Source organism: Nocardia sp. CA-129566, from assembly GCF_050956075.1.
GTDB lineage: Bacteria > Actinomycetota > Actinomycetes > Mycobacteriales > Mycobacteriaceae > Nocardia.
In genome coordinates this window covers 4,906,208-4,928,082 of record NZ_CP192085.1, presented here as the reverse complement: position 1 = coordinate 4,928,082, position 21,875 = coordinate 4,906,208, and the positions used below count along the sequence as shown (strand labels likewise).

The 21,875-nt window shown below is 64.7% G+C and carries 6 protein-coding genes and 1 pseudogene; 2 read left to right on the top strand and 5 right to left on the bottom strand.

Translation table 11 applies throughout. The features are described 5' to 3' along the window. Positions 1-108 precede the first annotated feature (108 nt). Together ACQP0C_RS21265 and ACQP0C_RS21260 are read right to left on the bottom strand one after the other, a co-directional pair. A pseudogene (locus ACQP0C_RS21265) lies at positions 109-273 on the bottom strand (transposase); the annotation flags it as partial. 47 nt (positions 274-320) lie between these two features. Further along, positions 321-1,313 carry a sigma-70 family RNA polymerase sigma factor gene (locus tag ACQP0C_RS21260; protein WP_433734610.1) on the bottom strand — a complete coding sequence of 331 codons (993 nt, stop codon included), beginning with the start codon at positions 1,311-1,313 and terminating at the stop codon, positions 321-323. Positions 1,314-1,483: 170 nt separating this feature from the next. On the opposite strand from ACQP0C_RS21260, the gene ACQP0C_RS21255 reads away from it, so the two are divergent. Together ACQP0C_RS21255 and ACQP0C_RS21250 are read left to right on the top strand one after the other, a co-directional pair. Next, positions 1,484-2,092 carry a dihydrofolate reductase family protein gene (locus ACQP0C_RS21255; protein WP_433722350.1) on the top strand — a complete coding sequence of 203 codons (609 nt, stop codon included), beginning with the start codon at positions 1,484-1,486 and terminating at the stop codon, positions 2,090-2,092. A gap of 373 nt (positions 2,093-2,465) precedes the next feature. Next, positions 2,466-3,392, top strand: coding sequence for an NADP-dependent oxidoreductase (locus ACQP0C_RS21250; RefSeq protein WP_433722349.1), 927 nt, complete (start codon positions 2,466-2,468; stop codon positions 3,390-3,392). Positions 3,393-3,409: 17 nt separating this feature from the next. Here the strand turns inward: ACQP0C_RS21250 and ACQP0C_RS21245 are convergent, their stop codons facing one another. From ACQP0C_RS21245 to ACQP0C_RS21235, 3 genes are all read right to left on the bottom strand, one after another. After that, positions 3,410-3,778 (bottom strand): MerR family transcriptional regulator, encoded by a 369-nt coding sequence (locus ACQP0C_RS21245; protein ID WP_433722347.1) that lies wholly within the window; start codon positions 3,776-3,778, stop codon positions 3,410-3,412. Between the two features lie 717 nt (positions 3,779-4,495). Then, entirely contained in the window at positions 4,496-14,806 is a 10,311-nt protein-coding gene (locus ACQP0C_RS21240) for a neuraminidase-like domain-containing protein (protein ID WP_433722345.1), read from the bottom strand. Between the two features lie 231 nt (positions 14,807-15,037). Continuing rightward, positions 15,038-21,175 carry a toxin TcdB middle/N-terminal domain-containing protein gene (locus tag ACQP0C_RS21235; RefSeq protein ID WP_433734609.1) on the bottom strand — a complete coding sequence of 2,046 codons (6,138 nt, stop codon included), beginning with the start codon at positions 21,173-21,175 and terminating at the stop codon, positions 15,038-15,040. Positions 21,176-21,875 lie beyond the last annotated feature (700 nt).

The following is a 21,875-nucleotide window of genomic DNA, read 5'->3' as shown; positions in this document are numbered from 1 at the left end:
CGATCCGGGGATGTCGGCCGCCGAGCATCGGGTCGCAACAATACACGTCGATGAAGTCCCTTGCATTGCAAGGACTCTCGGCATCGATAGCCTCGACAGTACTCGGGTGCGCCCCGCCGTACCCGAGTACTGGCGTTGCACCCCAGCCGATTTCGTTCCCTTTTTCGGGAACCTGGTCTCGTCGCCGGCCAGCACCGCGTCGCGGTCGCCGAGATGTTCGACCACGCAGTCGCGCACGCCGTCGACATCCCAATCGGCCTTACACAGCAACCGTAGCGCGGATAGATCGCCTTCGAGTCCACAGTGGATTCGAAGGCGGTCTACTGTGCACTCGGGAGGGATTGCGGCAGGCCGAATATGGGGAGGACAGTGTTTTCGAAGCGGGTCATGGCACCGATTCGGTCGCCGGCGAGAGTGAGGACGAAGAGGCCGGATCCGTGGATGCCGGTGGAGGGGTGTCGGTAGACCCCGAATGCCGGCTGACCGTTGGCTCGCGTCGGCACCAGTTCGAATCTCTGTGCCGAGCCGAAAATGAGTGCGAAGAAGCGGGCCACGATGTCTCGGCCCTGGTATTCCAGCGGCACCGGTGGCATCGACATGAAGACGTCGTCGGTCAACAGAGCCACCAACGCGTCGATGTCGGCAGATTCGTAGGCGCTGACGAACTTCGCCACGATCGCGTCCTCGGCAGGTGAGTCGCTCGCAGGCGGCTGCTCTCGGGCAGTAGTCACCGGCAGTCGGCGCTGCATTCCTGCACGCGCGCGTTTGAGGGCGCTTTTGACCGATTCGACGGTCGTGTCCAGCATGTCGGCTACTTCGTTCGCGTGGAATCCGAGGACGTCGCGCAGGATGAGGACGGCGAGTTGGCGAGGCGGCAAGATCTGCAGGGCGGTCACAAAGGCCAGGGAAATGGATTCGGTTTGCTCGTAGCGCGCCTCCGGACCGAGCGGCACACTGATCGCACCGTCCAAAAGGGCGTCGGGATAGGGCTCGAGCCAGTGGATTTCGCCGAGTCCAGTGGGTTCCGGTAGTTCGATTCCCGGGATGTCCCACTGCTGTGCGGGACGTCGGCGAGCAGAGCGCAGCGCGTCGAGGCACCGGTTGGTGGCGATGCGGTAGAGCCAGGTGCGAAGTGAGGCGCGCCCGTCGAATCGTTCGAGACCTCGCCAAGCGGCGAGCATCGTGTCCTGGAGAGCGTCCTCGGCATCCTGAAACGATCCGAGCATCCGGTAGCAGTGCACCTGTAGCTCGCGACGGTGTGGCTCGGTCAGCGCACGGAATGCCTCGCCGTCGCCGGCCTGCGCCCTCGACATCAGGTCCGTTCTCGCCAACTCCACTCCCGCCACCTCATTCCTTGTGTGCAGTTCCATCCCGTATGGACGCCGGCCAAGGCGCGAAAGGGGCGGTCGCGCAGCGCCTCCTTTTCCGATGCCGCGGCGTCTAGACCAGTGATAGCCGACAACATTGTCAAAGGAGCACGGAAATGGGAAAGATCGTCATCAGCGCAAATGCCACACTCGATGGAGTGGTCCAAGACCCGGACGGCGAGGAAGGCTTCGAGCTGGGCGGCTGGTTCCACCAGTTCGCGGGGGGCAAGGACCTCGAAGACTGGGCCGCCAACGAGACGGAGGAAGCGCTGGGTGCCGAGGCGCTACTGCTGGGCAGGCGCAGCAGTGAGTGGTTCGCGTCCCGGATGCGATCCGGCGATGGCGCGGATGTCCGCGTAAGCCGCAAGTGGGCGGACAGAATGAACAGCATCCCCAAATACGTCGTGTCGTCGACTCTCGAACATCCTCAGTGGAGCAACACCACGGTCCTCAACGGCGATGCAGCAAAGGAGATTTCGGAGCTGAAGCGGAAAGTGGACGGGGAAATCCTGGTCTACGGCAGCTATCAGCTCGTGCGCGCACTGATAAAACAGAACCTGGCCGATGAACTGCGGCTGGTAGTTTTCCCGGTCGTGCTGGGAACCGGCCTGCGTATCTTCGACGAGACCAGCGACATGAAGCCGCTGCACCTGGTCAACACACGAAAGATGGGTGACGGCCTGGTGCTCCACACCTACGAATTCGTGCAAGGCCAACGGCTGTAGACGGCAACGAAGTCGCGGTCGTCGGTGTTGAAGCAGCGTCCCCCGTTTTGACGGAATTCGGGCGAAGCTTGGTGGCGGGCGGGTTGATGGGGTCGCGGAGCTGGCGTAGGTCATGAACGAGACCCACTCGGTGTTGATGTCGAGCTCCATCGCCCGCACCGTGCCCGCACGGTGCAGCAGTTCGCCGAGGGTGATCTGGAGCCTTCAGACCACGTCTTACGTGGTTGTGATTCGTCCGCTGTGTCGGAACCGCTTGTGTGGCGGGCGGTGTTGTTCGGGTCACACCGACTTGAACTTGACACCGATGTCATCGAATAACGTCGGATCGTCCTCGAGCCGACCGCCGGACGAGGACGTGAAGGAGGAATCCACGATGAGCACAGTCTTGGGATACCGGAATTTCGGTGCGGCCGACGTCCAGGAGTTCTTCGAGCGGCCGGATCCGTCGCCCGGTCCCACCGAGGTCCTGATCCGCGTCGCGGCCGCGGGAGTGAACCCGCTCGATCACCTGCTGCGGTCGGGGCAGATTCGCGACTTGAACGGCCACGTGCCCTTTCCTCAGGTCATGGGGATGGAGGCGGCGGGGACGGTGCTCGCGGTGGGGGACGACGTGACCGGCTTGGCCGTCGGTAACCGGGTCACCGGGTTCGCGCTGACCGGGGCGGGCACGTATGCGGGAACGACTCTGCTGCTCGGCGAGTCCACGGCGCGTATCCCCGACACGCTGCCGTGGACCTGGGCGGCGACCATCCCCGTCGCCGGCACCACCGCGCTGGACGTGCTCGACCAGCTCGCCCTGCCCGCCGGGGCCACGCTGCTGGTGAACGGGATCGGCGGTGGAGTCGGCATTGCGCTGGCCCAGCTCGCGCAGGACCGGGACCTGGCCGTGGTCGGCACGGGCAGCACGGCCAAACGGGATCTCGCTACGGCGACCGGTGCGACCTTCGTCGACTACACCGCAGGTGACGTTGTGGAACGGCTCCGCGCGCACGCCCCGGACGGGTTCGACGCCGTGGTCGACAACGTCGGCGGCGAGTCCCTGCGCGACATCGCGCCACTGGCGAAGAAGCCGGACACGCTCGTCGCCGTCGGGGACCCGTCGGTGACCGAGCTCGGGGGGTTGATGGTCCACCGCCGCCTCGACAGAGCAAGCCTCGAACGCGTTGCCGAGCTGATGGCCACCCGGCGGCTCGATCCGCACATCACCCAGACCTACCCGCTCGCGCGGGCACAGGAGGCACTGGCAGTCGTCGAATCTCGCGGCGCCATAGGCAAGCTCGTCATCGACATGAGTCTCTGACCGCGTTCCGGTCGGAGTCACCCTGGCGCACGCCTGAGCCGGTGCCGGGTGTTCACCTCGATCAGCTCGTCGAGGGCGTCTCTGGCCTCGACGAGCCGGGTGATGTCGGCGGTCAGCCGGTTGCGTTCCCCGACCATCGTGGTGAAAGCATCCTCGGCGACATCCACATCGTCGCTGTCCACGCACGGCAGCAACCGGGCGATCACCTTGCTGCTCAGGCCCGCGTCGAACAACTGCCGGATGACTCGGACCCGCGCGACCTCCGCCATCATGTAGAGCCGCTGTCCACCGACGGATCGAGAGCTGTGCAGTAGACCCTGCTGCTCGTAGTATCGCAGCGAGCGGGCGCTGACCCCTGTCCGCCGAGCCAGTTCACCAATCCGCATTCTCGGAGCAAGAGATGTTGTGGTCACGAAGCACCCATCCCGCGCACTGACAGGTATCGCACTCCACCAGCTTAGACCATGCCTCATGTCGTCGATTTCGTCGGTTTCTTAGCAGGTCAATGCTGCGCAGCCGACTCTCGGTGACGGGGAGTCGATCCAAGCATTCGTCTCAGGCGATGACGGTTTCGATCCGGATAAAGCCGCCGAACGCGACTTCGGTTTCGTCCGACTGCAACAGCTCGCACTCGAGCACCTGATCGGCTGAGGCGAACACCGGGCATCGGACCGGACAGGCCCCCATCGCATGCCGTTGCGGCAGACCGGATCCGGTCCCACCCCACCGGCAAATCCGGGGTCAGGAAAGCGCGGCCGCGCCGACCTCGGTCCTGTGCCTCGGAGTCCGGATCAATCGCGCGTTCTCAATGCGGTAGCTCGCGCTGGTTGCCTCGGCGCGGTACCGCTCGCGTCGGTGCCCGCCGAGCGGAGCGGATCGTTTCTCACCGACATCGAAACCGCGACCGGACTGGCGGTGGTGCGGGTCCGTTGCGGCGAAGACGCCTGGCTAGGGGGCGACGATCCCACCAGCGGCCGTCTCTTCGAGACCGATGACAGATCGGACCTGCCGCCGCAAGGCCTGGAGGATCCATCGGTCTGCGACGCTGTCACCCAGGTGCCTCCGAAAGCACCTGGGTGACACCACCTTCTAGGTTGCCGCCGTCAGTATCGTCCGCGGCACGAGCACCGATCGCCGTGTCCGCAGGAGCGCCAAGGCTCGGCGCAGTAACCGATGACCACCTTGGCGTCGCATACCTCACCGAGGTCATCGGGGAGTTCGACGGTGCCTATGAGTTCGGGCCGGTCGGGCTGCAACGGGCCCAGCCGGCTGCCGTCGAGATCCACGACGCCCCAATACAGCGCCGGATATTCGCTGCTGGCGACGCAGTGGACATCGATCCAGCGGCATTGGCAAGCCGCCTCGCCGTGGTCGTGTAGTCCCGGCCGGAACTTGAGCACGATATTCGTGCTCGGTTCGGCACACGGCGCCTCGATGAAGAGCTGGATCGCGTGTGCCCACCGCGCCCGCTTGGCGGGCACGAATGGGAACATCGACCCGGACAGCCGCAGGTCGAGCTTCCGATTCCACGGTCCCTGTGCTGGTTTCGGCAGGCTCACGCCCTGCCAGGCATCGGGGAGATCGCGCCGCAGATCGAACAGCCGCAGCCCGTCGCCGGGAAGGCGGCACTGAGCCGCACTCAGCGCGGCGGTGCGCAATGCCTCGCCGCCCTCGCGCGCGGTGTAGTTCAGGTGCAGCACCACATCGCTGAGCGCGTCGAAGTCGAAATAGTTCGTCTCCGGTGGCAATTCGATGCGCCACCGGCCGACCGCACCGGCGAACTCGAACGGCAGATACCGCTCGTCGTGGAAGTTCAGTTCGAACATCCCCGAATCGTTCTGACCGCTGGAGGTCGCGATGGCCTCGGTCGCGGCGTAGGAACGCAGTACCCGGCCGTCGTCAATGGCGGCGGCGTATCCGTTGTCCGAAGATATACAGCCGCAATCCGATCCGGACTGCTTGTCACAGCAGACCGCTGGCGTTTGCGCCAGTCGCGGATCGACCCGGGTGTGACTGCTCAACAAGGTGAGTCGGCAGTGCACGCCGGTGTACGGACCGACCACGCACGGAATAGTGACCGTGACGTTCTTGATCCGGCGCAGATAGTGCCCCGGGTAGTCGACGTCGAAGAGCCATTCCGGCAGCTCGATCTCGGCATAGCCGGTCGCCTGCAGGTGCACGAAGGCCAGCGGGAACGCCTGGCGCAACGAAATGTGCTTGGTGAGTTCGTATTCGCGGCAGTTCTCGTCCAGATACGCCTTGTCCATCTGCGCCACCGCGAGCTGCAACCGCTCCCCCGCCATCAATCCGGCACGCAGATTGTCGAAATCGTCCGAGCCGACGAAGGATCGGGTGGTGTGCCCGCGTTCGTAATTGAACGCGCGCTCGGCCTTGCGTGCCGCACAACGCGCGAGCTCGTACATGCGGAAGTACTGTGCCGAGGTCTCCTGCTGCAGGTACAGGTACATTTCGTGACTGGTGAACTTGTCACGCAGGAAATCCTGCACTCGGGCGGCGTTTTCCACCTCGCGTCGCTGAGTGTTCAGCTCGGTCAGCGCCATATCCCGGCGCCGTTCTGCGCCGAGGATCTGCCGTTCGATCTGCTCGATCTCGACGGAGATGACATCGACCTGCTGGCGCCAGTCGGCGAGCCTGCGATCCCAGGAACCCTCGGTATTGCTCAGGCCCGCCGCGGTGTTCGCGTTATCGCTGACGGCGTTCAGAATCCGTGCGGCGGTCGAGAATCCGGCGCCGAGCTTATTGCCGACCGGCCACTGGCTGAACATCAACGGTGTTCCAGCAATGCCGGCGATACCGATCCAGAGATCCGGAAACAGGCTGACACCCTGTGCGATCGCTTCCAACACATTGCCCGCGATCCGTGAGCCCAGCGCGACACCGGTGAGTGCCTCGTAGCCGGATTCGCCGGAGTTGAGACCGCCGACGATCAGATTCTGGTAGTAGCGCAACCGGGTCTGGGCGCCCTCCTTCGTCTTGCCGAGCGCCTGCACCTGCCAGTCGGCGTCGCGCCACTGGTTGCGACGCTGATCCAGGGTGAGTTCGACCAGCTGGCGTTCCTGCGTCTGGCGCAGGGCGGCCAGGTATTCGGCATCGGCCTTCTCGTGCGCGGCGAGCAACTGCCCACCGAGCGCTCGCACTTCACCGGCCAGCTCCCGCGCGCGCTGCACCAGAACCGTGAAACGGTATGGCTCGCAGCACGGTTCGCAGCAGCCCTCGGAGCCGCAAGCGCAGCCGGTGAGCTGCCAGCCGTCGCGGCGCGGGTCGTCGCCGAAGTACCGCATATCGATGCCGGGTGTACCGTCGCGCAGCCTGCGACCGTTCACACATTCGCGGATCGCCGCGAGCCGGTCAGCGGTCCGGTCGTAGAGCGCGAGCAGCCGTGGGTTGAGCGGCGCGCGGCGCGGGATGAACCTGCTGACTGTGCGTGCAGTCGAATCATCCTGCGCAAGGATGATTTCCGGGCGTGCGCCAAGGATCCGATCCACCTCGGTGAGGACTACTTCGGCGCGTCGCGTTGCCTCCGGATTGTTGCGGCAGCGCAGCACGTCGGCCCAGGCGAGCATCGTCTCCAGGTAGCGAAGCAGCAACGCCCGGTCGCGAGCGCGATCGCCATCCACCGGCCCGGTCGGGCAGCAGGTTTGGTCGCGCCGCGATAGGGCGAGTTCGACTTCACCGTCGGCGGAGTCGCTGTCGCCGTCGCTGTGCTCGTCCGCTGCCGTGTTGACGCATACCGACCAGGTGTTGTCGGTCGCGCCCGGAATGCGCACCAGCTCATACCATTTGAGTGCGGCGTCGAACTTGCAGTCAGCGCGCAACGCACCGCCAACTGTTGTGGCGACGGAGAACAGCGTGAGCGGTTCCAGTGGAGCACCGGGGCACACATAGGCGAAGAAGGGATAGCCATCCAGCCCGCCGACCTCGGCGCCGGGTGGCACGGCCGGTGGTGCAGCGAGCTGCGGCACCGTGATCGCGCTGTCGGTGGCCAGGTCGTACCGGAAGCCGGGCGGCGTCGGGTCTGCCTCATGGCCCTTCGGGCGGTGGCCACCGATGACCTGGAAGCGCAGCGAATCGCCCGCTCTTCCGGTGAACACCAGTTTCGGAACGGCCTGCGGATCCAGGACAACCGGGTCGGTCGATCGGCGCGAGGGCTCGAATCGGCCGTCGCGTGCGCGCGACCAGACCAGGTGCACGACCGAGCCTGTCGGCCAATCCAGCAGTGCGGGAAGCTTTTCCGGGCGATGCCAGTCCGAGATCTCGTCGGTTTTGCCGCGGCCAGCGTCCGCGTCCTGATGCACCGCATCGAAACTTCTAGCGTCCTGCAGCCAGAAGTAGTATTCGTCGACGACGGACTCGGCGGTCTGTGCGCAGGTGACACAGCGTCCAAGCGAATCATGCTCGCAGACAACGAATCCCGCACCGGCAGGTGGGAGGCCCGCCGCGGCGACCCGAACGAATCGAGTGCCGAGTCGCGCCGCTGCCTTGATCCACATCGGCAACCGCTCGTGGTCGGTATCCGACAGTTCGCCTGCGAGCACGCCATGCCGAGCTGCCTCGCGTACAACGTTTCCAGTGTGCGCATCGGCAGCAGCGGACTCACCATTGGCAGCGCGCACCTTGGCAGCTCCCTTGCCGCCACCGGGGGCCTTCGCAGCGCCGCCTCCACCTCTGGCCTTCGCAGCGGCACCCTTGGTGCGACCGCGCGCCTTGACGGTGCCGCTCTCGGCACTTGCGCCATCGGCGTTGCCATCGCCGCCATCCGAACCTCCGTCCCCATCGCCGGGCGGCAGTGCTCGCATGACCGGGGCGAGCCAGGATAGGCGGGCGTCCGCGGGCTCACCGAGCAGATCCATTCCCTCGGGCAGCGGCCCGGGCAGCAGCAGGCTGATTCGAGCGGCTTCCGCGGCCTGCGAAGCCGTCAACCCGGGATGCGCCGGTGGCCGCCGACCGGGCCACCATTCCGTACCGCCCGGCACCGCGACGGTCAGCCTGCGGCGGCGCAATTCGGCCTCGAGGAGGGTGAACGCCTCCACCCGGCGCGCCTTGGCGAGTTCGTCCCACTCGATCCAGTTCTCCCGGTACTGCTCACGTTCGGCGATGCACTGCCAGGTCAGGAAGGATTCGAAGCGGCCGTCCCAGACCTCGGCGAATTCGGCCGTGACGGCCAGCCCCGGCTCCAGACCGAGCCTGGCACGCTGCACGAACGCCTGCGCGCTGCTGATCGCGTCCTGAATCCGGCTGGCTCGCTCACCCGTTCCGGTCTCCACGTCCTGCAGCAGAAGATCGCTCAAATCCCGTGCCCTGGTGGCGAATCGGCCGGGTGCGAACGGAAGCGGCACCCGATTCATCCCGCACAGCCAGGCGACCAATGCGTCACGAGCCCGCACCCGCAGACCGTCGTTGAGCGCCTGCACATCCAGATAGCGCCGGGGCGAATCATTTTCGAAGCATCCGTCCTGGACGAACCGGGTGAGGTTGTCATTGCCCGCATCCGGTGCCAACTCGGGCCGGTCCGAAGCCCAGCGAGCCGGTTTCGCGTCCTCGATGCGCGATACGCGGAAGCGATGCTCGAGCCGATCGAGCCACATCTCACCGCGCCAGACCCGAGCGACCCATGCCTCGGACTCCAGATCCGGTGTGGCGATGTGATAGTCGCCGCCGACCGCGAAATAGGTCAGTACCAGCGGCGCGTGCCGCACATCCACCCCGAGATGACGAACCAGCTGCGCCGGGTCGTCGGGCTGACGTTCGGCCGCCTCGAGGAATACCCGCCAGGCGGGCCGTTCCCTGGCCGCCTTGGTTTCGGCGCGCAACCCCGTGTAGTCGTAAAGCCTTTCCCACCAATCGAACAGCGCGGCCTGTCTGCGACCGCTCACGCCCGCGCGCTGGTCGTTCGTCGGCGACCGATACGGATCGGTGACCGGCAGCAGGTCCAGATCGAACCAGGCGCGATGGGTTCCGAACGACGACGGGCCGGTGCGTGGATATGTCTGTCCGGCAACGGCTTCCGGATGGTCGAGCAGATACCCCAGCTCGGACTGCGGTTCGCGGGGCAGCGTAGCGGCGGAGAGCCCGAGCCGGTGCGCGATCAGGACGGATTTGAAGGCCCGCTGGTAGGTGCGCCGGATATCGCGCAGGCTGGAGGTGTAGCGGCCGTGCAGGTAGTTGTGCGCCGCGCCATCGACGTCGACGCATTCATCCAGCGGAATGTCCACCGTGTTGCGGTAGAGCCGATGGTGCGGCACCGCGACCAGTGTGTCGCCGGTGTCCGGGCCGGTGTATTTGACCTGGAATCCGGTGTGCCGTGGCCGGACCCGTTCCACCTCGTCGAATCTCGGCTCGCGCTGGTCGAATTCGACCGTGATCTCGTATGCGCCGCCACGCAATTCGATCGGGGTCGACTGGTAGTCCGCTGCGTCCTCACCGGGCCAGTTGTGGTTCAACAGGATCCACGACCGCTGACCACGGCGCAGAGTGATGCGCCAGCGCAGGTCGTCGCAGCGGTCGCAGTCGGGTGCCTCGCCGTCGGGAGTCGGTCCCCCCGCGGCGAATTCATACCGTCCGCCATTTTCCACGACCAAGCTGCCCGACCAGGTCACTGTGAAAGGCTGTGCGCCGAACAGTGGTTCGCCGTCCTCGTCGCGCAGTGCGAACCCGTTGCGCACGGCCACCAAGCGGAGTTGTTCGGGCGAGAGCGTCAGGTCCATCGTTGGGATTACGGTGGGCACGGGGGCATTCCACTCGTTGCGGCCCGCGTCGAACATCGACAGCGGCCCGCTCAGTTCGCGCCAGGCGGGAGCGTTTCCAGCCACCGAGAATTCGCCGAGCAGACCGGTGCCGAGCAAGCCCAGCAGCGCGGCGTACGCACCGCCGGTTGGTGCGGTGGGCCAGATCGGGACAGGTGGTTTGCCGGAATCATCCTCCCACGGGGTGTGCCCGGTGTTCTCGTCACCGTGCAGCGCCCGCAGCAGCCGTGCCACCTCGACTGCACCCACCTCGGTGGTGCCCTGCGGCGCGGCCGCGCGCACATGGTCGGCGAGATGTTCGGCGATGATTTTGCAGCGCCGATGGAACAGGGCGAATTCCCTTTGCACGAAGGCGAAGCGGGTCTGCTCATCCGGTTCGTGCACGAGGGTGTGCACAGCGACCTCGAACGAACCGAACAGCAGCGCGAACGGCACCAGTGCCGCACGCGGCATGAAGTACAACTCCGACACCGCTTTTCGCTCCACCTCGGTCAGCGGCCGCAGGTGGCTGAGCCGCTGTGCGAGCGCCGCGTCGTCCAGCGGGAGCTGGGTCCACAGCGTCTGCGTCGCGATGTCGTAGTGCAATGGCCCGCTGGGCTCGGCATTCCACATGGCGGGCGTGGTGTCGGCTGCGGCCAGCGGCGTGGCGAAGCGCCGCCGGTCCGCCGGTACCGGTGTGCCCTCGCATTCGAGTACCGACGGGAAGAACCGCTCGGCAAGTGAGCGCAGCGAATCAGCGGGAACCGTTGGCAGATAACCGAATTCATCGGTCAGTGCGGCACCGATCCGGGACAGCGTCCAGGTGCCCGCGTCGTCGGCGGTCACTTCGAGCAGCTGACGCCGCAACGCCCAGAGGCCGTGACCGTCCTCGTCGTCGGGGAGGCCGAGCGGATCGTCGAGCGATTCGTTCGGTGTCGGCAGCGGGAATGGGTCGTCGCCATCGAGGTGGGCATCGGCGAACAGGAACAAGACCTCGCCGACGGTGAATTCGGACAGGTAGATCTTCAGCAGCACCTCGGCGAAGCGCAGGGTGCTTGTTGGCTGGCCATACCAGGTGTCGGTGGCCACATCCGGGTTGAATCCGGCCAGCCGCGACAGCGGCGCCAGATTCTGCGCCATCAGCTTGGCGAGCTCGGGTTGGTCGGCGAGTTCTGGACGGACGCGTTCGGCGGAGCCCTCGATGCCATCGATCAGCGTCCGCAGCGCCCAGTTCCAGTGTTGCGCGTCCGGGCCCAGCCATAGTGCGAGCAGATGGGTTCGGTCGGCGCCGGTGCCGGACGGGTCGGTCGCGTCCGGATCGGCCAGCGGCAGGCACAGCAGTTCGCGCAGCACGAACAGCGCACACAGCTGGCGCAGGAACTGCGGGTTGATCTTCGGGCCGTGGAACAGCTCCAAGACCGTGCAGATATCCGACAACTCGTCGAAAGTCACGGTGCTGACGGGATTCTCGCGCAAACGCCGCCACAGTCGAATGAAGACGGCGAGTCGGCGAAGTGCGTCGGTGGTGCTGTGATCGCCGAAATCGATGGTCAGGTCATCCGGGCAGCACGGCTGGCACGGCGGATACACCAGCCCCTCGCCGTCCCGCGATCCGCTGCCTGACCCACCGTCGGGGCCGAACGGCACGAACCCGCACTCCCACAGCGCGAGGAATTCGCAGTAGTCCAAACCGGTGCGCCGCAGGAACTCCGGCACCCGGCGCACCACATCGAGCCAATCCTCGTCGCCTTCGCCGTCCTGGTCCGCCGGGAAACCGTAGACCTCGCGCAGTACGAGTCGTCCCGGCGTCGCGGCATCGGCGATATCGTTGCGATAGAGCAGTTCGGACTCCTCAGGAGTGATCCGCAGATACTCCAATACCAGCGGCAACCGAAGCGGAAAACGCCACTGGTGCCGCACATAGGTGTCCGGCTCGTATTCGGCATCGATCGCGAATTCGGTAATGTCCCTGCGGAAGTGACGCATGGCCGAGTACCTGCTCGAACCCGTGGCCTCCAGGTAACTGCGATTGATATCGAGCGCTTGCGGATACGGCAGTGCCGGATCGGTGAAATCGGACCGCAGTACGTCATAGGCCGCGGGGACCTCGACCGGGGTCGCAGGCGAAGAATGCTGCGGCAGCGCGGCGAACAGGGTGTCCGAATCATGTGCCCAAGGATCGCCACCGACGCTGCCATCCGTGGACAGTCGATGACCGGCCAATTCGTATGCGGCGGTGTCATATACGGCCCCCGAGCCGTCCGTCGGCCGCGTTACCAACGCTTCGAGGCTCTCGTTGACCAGGTCGATCACCGGAATCTGGGTTGTCAGATCGGCTTCGGTCGCATGCAGCTGACCGACTGGGCCTCTGCGGGCCGCGAGCAGGGCTCCGAGGTCGGCCTCTTCTCCGTGGCCTCGCGGGTCCTCGCAGGTCGACCCCGCCGAAACCTGGAGCAACTCGTGCAGGTAGGCAACCGGGCCCAGTGGCGAAAGATGTTCGGGTGGAATGCAATCGATCAGCGATCCGTCGGGATTGACCGGTTGGAACGGGCCGGGCGGCGCCGGCGGATACGGTTCGAACTCGCTCGCCTGGTGATAGATCGCAGCGGCGTAGTTGTAGGCGACCGAACCCGACAGCGCGAACCCGAAGTCGGCGAGCGAGAGCCGGGCGACGTGAACGGCGTCGGTGAATCCGCGCGCGTAGAGCGCCTCCATCAGGGAGAATCGCAGGTCCTGCGCACCGATATCGGTGAGCACCCACAGCTGCCGAATCGCGTTGAGTGCGAAGGTAAGCCAGCGCTGCGCCGCCGGATCTTCGGGGAGCACATCCGTGACGGTCGCGGCAAGTGCTGCCGGATCCAGATCGGCGGCGAAGGTGAACGCGGTTCCGCCGGAATGGGACGGATACGTATTCGCGAAGGCCGCGAAGACGTCCCGGCCGGATCGTCCGAGCATCGGCGGTCCAGCATTGCCCGGGTTCTGCGCATTGCCGGGATCCTTGTTCACCGTGAAGAATCGGCGCAGATGTCGGATGAACGCCTCCGTGCGCTCCGCGGGTGTGCCAGGTGCGGTGAACGGTGGTAACAGGTCTGCGCGCGCGGCGAAGAACTCGCGCCACTGCTTGTCGGTAACCGCGACCAGCTTCGCGACAGTGTCGATACCGAGCGGCGGCTGCTTCAGCGCCGTGATCAGATCCGCGGAATGCCCGGTGACGGCCAGCAGCAACAGTTCCAGATAGGCCGCGGGCCGCTTCGTGGTCGCTTCCGGCTGCCAGAAGTCCGCGTCGATGGTCGCGGTCGGCTTGTCATGTGCCAGCCAGTCGGTGATCAGTGCGTCGATCGGAGCGGCCAGGGGGACCTCCGCCAATCCGCTCGTTCCACCTAGCGCATGCAGCCGCCGGGCCACCTGGATGGCCGTGAGCGCAGCGCCGGACACCGTCGACGGTGCTGCGGGCGTGGTGATCACACCACTGTCGCGAGCCACCTCGATGGCTGTCAGCAGTTGCGGTTCGAGAGTGAGGCGCGCCATGTCGAATCGTTGTTCCGGGCCGACCTGGCTCGGCACCTGTGCGGTCAGCGCGTAGAAGTACGCGGCCGGAACGACGAAACTCGGCTTCAGTCCTGCCTTTTCGGTCGCTTCGGTGAGCACCACACCGGCGGTCGGTATCGTGGTCGCCGTCCCGGCACCGGTGATCAACGGGAAATCGAACCGCGCCCGGCTGGCGGCGATGCTCAACCGCTCCTCGGCAATGGCCGCCGCGGCCGAGTAGACGAAACCGGCCAGTCGCAGCGCCTCCGCCTCATGCGTGCCGTAATAGCCGTTCAGCTCGGCATCGAAACGGCCTCTTGCCTTTTCGATGTTGTCGTCGCTGATGTACGGATCGACCTTCGGTTTGGTGTAGAGCGCGCCGAACGGGTCGAACCCGAGTGTGGGATCCGGCTGAGGCGGCGGGAAAGCGGTTCTGTTCCACACGATTTCGTTGGCGATCTGGCGACACTGTGCCGGGGTCAACGGCGCCGCGTCCAGCAGTGTCCCCGTGGCACCACCCGGATCCTTGGCCAGGACCTTGTCGATCGCCTTGACCAGCTCACTGAACAACGGCGCCTGCCCGTCGGGCGGCAGGTCGACGAAGGCCAGATTCGGATCGCGCCCTGCGGCGGACGCGGGCAAGGTGACGAACGCGCTCGCCGACGCGTGGAAGTAGTCCGTCTGATCGGTCGAAAGCGTCCCTTGCGTGGTGATCGCGACGTTGTAGTGCACACGACGCTGGGCGATCACGAGAGAGCCCTTGCTCAGCTCCAGTCGCAGATCGTACGAGGTCGAGGTCGGGTATTCCGCGGATGTATGCGCAGGATCGACCACGATGACCGCCGTCGCCGCCGATTCCAGACGTCGGACAGTCGGCTTCGGCGGGCCGAGCGGATCGGGCGGGTCGGCGGCATCAATGTAGTGCTGCAGGATCTGGGTGTTGTTGATATCGACCGAATTGTCGACAGTGCTGGCCAGATGCGGATCCGCCAACCCAGCGGCCTTGCCCAGCAGCGCACCCCGGACGCTATCGGCGAAGCTCGAGTCGTATGCGGTGATCTTCAGATCGGCGAGAATGGTTTTGAAATCATTCGGAGCCATGGGTTCCGACGGCGCAAGCCGCAGGATGATCAAATCGGGCACAGGTCCTCCCCCTGCCGTGAGCCGTTGGGCTCGAATTTTCATGGATACAAAGAGTTCCTGTGCGAACGCCGACCAGCACAGGGCGACACGAACACCGTGCCGAAGACTTCTGTTCACTTATCGAGATGCCCGGTCGCGGTGTCGACTCGATGGACTTATCGTGCACCGAGTCGACCGCACCGCGGAAGCCTACGGTCGAGTCACCGGACCGTGGCATCACCATGGTCGCCGCTACTTTTTCCTGGGCAGATACAGGTTCCAAACCTGCTTTTCGGCGGTGGCCGTATAGTCGCGAAGAACGTGGTCGTACCGGATCATTTGCTGTATCGGCTTCTGCCCTGGGGCATATGGGATGTACGGCGCTCGCAGGCCGGCCGTCAATGGCGACGCAAAAACTGGATGCCCTGTCAGGTCCGCGAAAGCCTGCGCTTGCTCAGGAGAGAGTTGGCAGCTCACCATTCGTATAGGTTGCCCCGGCAACAGATTTGGGTTCGTCAGTGTTGTGGACGCCACCTGCGCCTCATGCACGATAAGCATCCCGTGCGGAGTGGCTGTTATGAACCTGTCCCCTTTCCCGTCGATCGCGGCGTGGATGATGACATCGTGTGTGCCGGGCCATGGTTTTCCGAATTGGGCGACTGTCGCACTACTGGTGTCGCCACCTATACGCGTGAATGTCTTCCCGAATTCCACTTCGGCATCATTTTCGAGAAATGACATGGTACGACCCATGATCACGGTTTCCGGTACGCGCAGACGCAGACGCGGACGTGGAAGAACGAACTCGGCGCCCGCCCCGAGCAGCGTCTCGGCGACACCAAGTGCGACGGTCGTGTAGAACTCGGCTCCCTGCGCTACTTCGGATTTCGGCTCCGGTCCATCGATCACACTCAGTATCGACTGCGCTGTCTTGGGGTTGAACTGATGGGCAACAATTGCAGACACGACGGTCGGTACAGCTACCAGCGGGTTGTTGCGCAGAGCTGATTTGACCCCGATATCGCGCTCTTGTGCCACATACTTCCGCGTGGCGTCATTGCTGACCGTAGGGACCAACCCCTGGCTGGCGAGTTCCGGCGGTAGCGCGCCTCCCTCAGGGAGTTCGGCGTGTTCTTGGCGTGCCTGTTCTTCCGGCAACACATAGATACCTTCACCGGCTTCATTGACCGCGTCCGGCGGGGGTATCGGGGTCGGCTCCGGCGCGCCCGCATCGAGATCCGGTTCCGTCTGGGTGCCGGTAGGATCCATTCCGCCTACGGGATTTGCTTTGCAATACATGTAGATGTTCGTGCCGTCAACGGGGCCTGCTGGATCGCAACTGGCCCAGCGCGCGAGCCAGGACGCGTAATAGCGCGCACCGTGATAGGACAGCCCGCTTTCGTCGTCGCGCTCTTTCCCGGTGTGGCGGTAGCGTTTCAGGCTGACCTCGGCAGCGTTGCGCCCGGTTTGGAATGCCGTAGTGCCGTAGGGGTGATAGTCCTCATAAGTGATCAACGCACCGTGCTGGTCGAGTTCGACGCTGCTCGTTTCGAGATGGTTCCCGAGTTGGTATCGGATCTGTGCGGTGGTCTCGGTCTCGACGAGAGCGATACGATGCTTGTCGTCCATGACATGCAAGGTTGCGCGTTCTCGGATCATGTCTCCGGCAGTGTATTCACGGTAGATCTCGAAGCCGCCCAAATAGATTCGCTCGTTCTTGACTGCGCCGGTTCGCGTTTCGGTGACCTTGCGGGCCCGCTGGCCGGTGACGTCGTAGGTGTAGTACGTGGTTTCTGGTGCGCCGTCGTGGACCACCTGCTGGGCACTGGCGCTCAGCTGATCTCTGTGATCCCAGCGCATCAGAGCCAGGTGCGTCATTGCTGTCATATCGCCGTGCGGGTTGTAGTCGTATCTGGCGCGGTAGCTGCCCGAGGCCACATATTCCGGGAGGTCGTCCGGGTCGCCGGGCAGGCTGGTGGCCAGTAGACGATTGCTGTCCAGTGCGTACTGGTATCGGCGCTGCCATAGGGTCTGTCCGGGTTGGTCGATGTTGCTTCCTGAATGATGGACAAGCGCCATGATGTTACCGACGGCGTCGTGACGGTAGAGTTCGATGTAGTCGCGCAGGCCCTGCAGGTCGTTCGGGTGGATACGCGCACCGACGAACGGGTAATCGCGGCGGTTGATATCACCGGGGGTGAGCGCGAAATCGGTTTGCCCGCCGTGCTCGCGCCCGCTGGCCGCAATCAATCGATAGCGCGCGTCGTACACGTAATCGCTTGTGGCGCCAGCTCGTACAGTGGCATTCACTGCGGCGTCGGCTATGCGGACGATATTGCCGACCGCGTCGTATGTGTAGTGCAGATCCTGGACCACAGCCGGATCATGGAAGAGCGCCGAGGCGGTGGCGTCGGGGCTGGTGGGGCGGGTCGTGCGGAGATCGGTCAGGCGGAAAGTGAATGGGTCGTAGTGGTATTCGGTCGAGGCGCCGTTGCCGTACTCGATGCGAACTCGTTGACCTTTCGCGTTGTAGTCGATTTTGGTGACGAACGACGTGGCCATAGCCGCACCGCCCAGATTCACCGCTACCTGTTCGAGCAGGTTGGCCTCGTTGAATGTCGCGCGGTAGGCGCTGCCGTCGGGCGACGTCATCGTCGTCGGGCGGTTGAGGGCGTCGAAGCATGTCTCGGTTGTCAGCGGTGTTTCCGACTCCAGCATGGATTCTGCGGCGGAGGCGATTTCGTCGAGATCGGTCAACCCGGCAAGAGCCGACCAGTCCGGGGTGGTCTTGTAGTCGCGTACGAAGCGGCGATCGTTGGTGAGCAGGTTGCCTTTGAAGTCGTAACGTCCGCTGGTCAACACGCCTGCGCTGTCGTAGACGCGAAACACCTTGCCACGCAGATTGGCACCGGGGTCGGAATGTGCCTCGCCGTACACATGCCGTTGAACGAGTATCTCCGGTTCCGGCGGCAACGCAGGGTTGCGCGGGTCACCCGAGAGTGTCGTATCGCCTGCGGCACAGACAAACATACTGTCCGCGCGATGCAGGCCGTCATAGGTCAGGTGGGTGCGGAAACCACGACTGTTCCAGCCGAACCAGGATTTTCCTGCCGCATCGAGCAAGGTCCAGCGCTCACCGGCGTCCATACTGTGTTGGAAGAGCAATCGACCGGCGATGTCGTAGCCAGGGGCGATACCTGCCGGGGCCAGGTTCTGGGGATCGTCGAACGGGTGCTGGCCGTCGGGCAGCGGCGCAGTGACGTACTGCGTGGCGCGGTTACCCCGCGCATCGTGCACCCAGAGCGGTTTGCCCTCGGCGTCGAACTTGGTGAAAGTGATGTGCTTTTCGTCGATCCCGCCCGCGCGGTTGTGGGCGATGGTCACTACCGGGCGCGCGAGGCTGTCGAGCAGCGTGAGCGCGGGCGTAGCGGCATGCGCGACGGTCAGCTGCGCTGCGCGGCGCTCGGCGGGGATTGCCGATGCGCTCATCCGCGCGTACCAGGCGTTTCCAGGCTCGAGGACAGTATCGTTCGCGTCGTATTCGGTGCTGTGCCACGGCGAGAACTCGACCCGGCTGAAACTGCCGTCGGGTGAATTGGCGCGGACCTGTCGCCCGACCGCATCGTAGAAGATCACCGGTGTGACGCCGATTTCGCGAGGTTCTTCGAATCGGTGACCGACCTCGGCCGGGCTGAAGTAGGACTCGTACTGTTTTACCGGCTTGCCCTTGTTGTTCAGGATCGTCTTGCCGGTGGCCGCCCAACGTATCGGACCGCCGGGCGATTCGGGCTCGGCCTGGACCTTCTTGACGATGACCTGCGCGCCACCGTCGGAGTACTCGAACGCCGTCTGGAGCGGGCTGTGGGTTTGCTGGTCGGCGTGCCGCTCGCGCATTATCGCCGCCGCGGACGGCGGATGTTCGCCCCAGACGATCGTGCCATTACGGACGGTCCCGCCGAGGTAGTAGAGGAAGCGGGATGTCGCGCCGCCGAGCAGACTCTGTGCGATCGTCGCAGCGAAGTCTTCGGTTACGAAGAAGGCCGCCAAACGGGCTGGATCCGGATCGATTGCCGCATCGTCGAATTCATCGAGGCTGTCGCCCTCACCGTTCTTGCCACTGACTGCAGTCACCGCCAGCAGGCCGAGAATGTCATAGCGGGCATGCGAGAAGTTGCCGTTGATATCACGAATCCGCCGTGGCGACAGTACCCTGAAGTCGAAATCCGTTACCTCGGTACGATTTCCGAGCGCGTCCGTACTCGACAGCAGGTACAGATCGCGTGGATCCAACGCGACCACGGTGACATTTCCGAACGGATCGGTGTATCGCTCGGGCAGAAAGAAATGCTGCGGCGCGTCGACCTGATAGCCGGCGATCCCGGAGCAGATCCAATGCTGGCCCGCCGTATCCGCACCCAGCCGTTGAGCCAGCACCGGTCCACCGAGATAGCCACTGGCCGAACCATTTTCCAGCGCGGCGGCGACATCTGCGACCAGCTTGTCACCGAATACAGCCGTCAGCAGCGCATCGGTCAGTGCCAGCGTGTAGGTCTCGAAGGGCAGAGCCCGAGCGTTGAGCGTGCCGAATGGAAGTGGGGTGTCCAGAGCGGCGTCGAAGAACAAAGAGCGCGTCAACTCGACGACCCGCTGTTGTGGCCGTGCGCGATTGGGCAACTGGTGATAGGGAATCGATTCGATCGGCATCCCGACAACGGGATAGCGGTCACTCAGCTGCAATCCACGCAACTGCTCGAGCGCGAAATAGCGCCCTGCGGCCGGTGTGATACCGCTCAGCTCGGATGCCTTTGTCTCACACGACAAGCGCAGCCGGTAGTTGTCCGGCTCGGTGACCACGTCGTCGGTGTAGCGCGTCTCGACATAGGCGAGGTGGAGCTCGCCCTGGACAGCGGCGACCAATGTCTCCGCTCCGGGCGGCAGCAGCGGGTCATTTAGCGGCACCGCCTGCCAGCGCGGGTATCCAACCGTCACGGACTGAAGGATGTTGCCGTACTCGTCGACCCGCACATTCAGCGCATGGGTGATGCGCGGGTCGGGCATCACCGTCTCCGCGCGGAGATCGAGCTCGTAGTGATAGCTGATCGACTCACTCTCCGTCGTGTGGAAAACGGCGTGCCGCTCGCCGATTCGCGGCTGCACCAGCCGGATGTGGCAGGAATGTGCGGTGGCCGAGAAGAGCCGCACAGGTATCTGCTGTCCCCGTGCCAGCGCTGCCATGTCGAGTTCGTAAACCTCCTGCCGCAGTGGCGCATCGCGGCAGGCCCGCATCGCCTCCCGTCGCTCATCAGCGGTGAGGTTCTGGGCATCGAGATCCGGTTCTGGAAACGCGCCCTCCTGGAAGGTCCCGAGGAATTGTCGATGGTTCTCGAGCGAGTGCGGAAAATACTCGTGGTCGAACTGGTGCAGGATCTGTTCACTGATGGTCGCTCCGGTGTGGTACCACGTCACAGTCTTGACCGGTGGCTGATAGAGCCGGTGATCCTGAGTTATGTATGGGCTGTTGATGTTTGCGCCAGCGAAGATGCCGAAATCCTCGACATCGACCTGCTCGACGCGGCCGAAGCCCCGAAACTCGCGTTCCGGGCCGTCGAAGTAGCCGTGATGGTAGCTGTAGGTGCTGGAGAAACTCGTATTGCGCCAGCGGTCGCGCGCGGTCACCTGCTCCACTACGTATACCGGGAAGGGCAGCTTGGTCTTCCAAGGAGCACCCGCCAGCCTGTCCTGTAGGTAGAACTTGGTCGAAGGTGCGTAGCGGATTTCGGTCTCAGCGCCGAGGTTGTTCTTCATCGCGACGAGCAAGTGCGGCTTCTTGCCGCCCATCAGATCGACATAGCGCAGTGGTCGGCCCGCTTCACTCGGCAGCGGCGAGGACCACACCAGGCATGCGGTGCCGTTACCGAGGAGATCGAGTGCCTGCACGCCGGTCGGCGCAGCGACCGGCGGAACAACGTTGATTGCCACTGGATCTCCCCAACAGTTGCCCGACTGGTTGAGGAAGACGCGGATGCCGTCGGCATGCAGATAGAGGATGTCTGTCGTGCCGGAGCCATCGATGTCGGCTACCAGCACGCGCTTGCTGTCGAACTGGTCGGGCCGGTCGAACCATGGCGCGCGATCCATTGTCACTTTGGGGCCGAAACGACCGTAGCCGAGGTTCGGCCAGTAGCTGACTTCGCCATTGCGGATGCGGACCAGATCGGTCAGTCCGTCTCCGCTCATATCGGCGAGGTGGATCGTCTGCTCGGGATCGGCAAAGATCAGTGCCGGGCCGCGGGTTTCGTCTCGCGCCGTTGGGACGCGCCGCTCGGCACCGAAGCCGTCCTCACCGAGTGCGGGATGCCAGACCAGCGCGTCGTCTTCGGTGATCAGCACATCGGCCAGCCCGTCGCCGTCCAGGTCGACGAACCGCAGATTCGGATCATTCCAATTGTGGTTGGGGAGCTGGCCGAACAGTGTGAACGGGGCCCAGTCGGCGTCCTCGCGTTCGTAGAAACCTGGATCGGGTCTGTCGAACCGAACAATGTCCGGGCGTCCGTCTCCGGCTAGATCGACGAACTTGAGGCCGGCCAACGCCGCTGCGGGCTTCGGAGTGACCAGTTCGGGCGGTGCGAATCGGGCAGTGCGGTGCGCATCACCGTTTTGCCCAATCGGGTTGACCGGGCTGAGGTTTCGCTTGTAGAACCAGCTGTCGCCCTGCTCGGTCAGGATGCCCGGCAGCCCCTCGCCGTCGAGGTCGACCCACTGGTATCCATCGCTGGAGCCAGCAGGCAGTCCCGCCAGGCTCTCGCTATCGATTTCGTGCAGCTTGCTTTGGATCTCGGCTTCGCTGTACGCGAATTCGACCGGAGGCAGCGACCGGGAGCGGTAGCCACCGTCATGACGCCGGTATCCGTGCTGAGTGACCGCGGTAAGCAGCGAGTAGATCGGATTGCGCGCGTTGGTGGGGTCGACATCGTGGGCATAGGTGAAGTCGGTCGACCGGACCAGACACTCGACGCCGACCTCCGGCTCGTCGGCAAAGTGGTGGAACATCAGGGCCCGGCGGCACAGGCGGTAGGTGCGCACCTCGAAG

What these genes read in the sequence shown, in the direction of transcription:
- ACQP0C_RS21260 (WP_433734610.1), bottom strand. Translation starts at nt 1,313, where the DNA reads ATGTCGAGGGCGCAGGCCGGCGACGGCGAGGCATTCCGTGCGCTGACC.
- ACQP0C_RS21255 (WP_433722350.1), top strand. Translation starts at nt 1,484, where the DNA reads ATGGGAAAGATCGTCATCAGCGCAAATGCCACACTCGATGGAGTGGTC.
- ACQP0C_RS21250 (WP_433722349.1), top strand. Translation starts at nt 2,466, where the DNA reads ATGAGCACAGTCTTGGGATACCGGAATTTCGGTGCGGCCGACGTCCAG.
- ACQP0C_RS21245 (WP_433722347.1), bottom strand. Translation starts at nt 3,778, where the DNA reads ATGCGGATTGGTGAACTGGCTCGGCGGACAGGGGTCAGCGCCCGCTCG.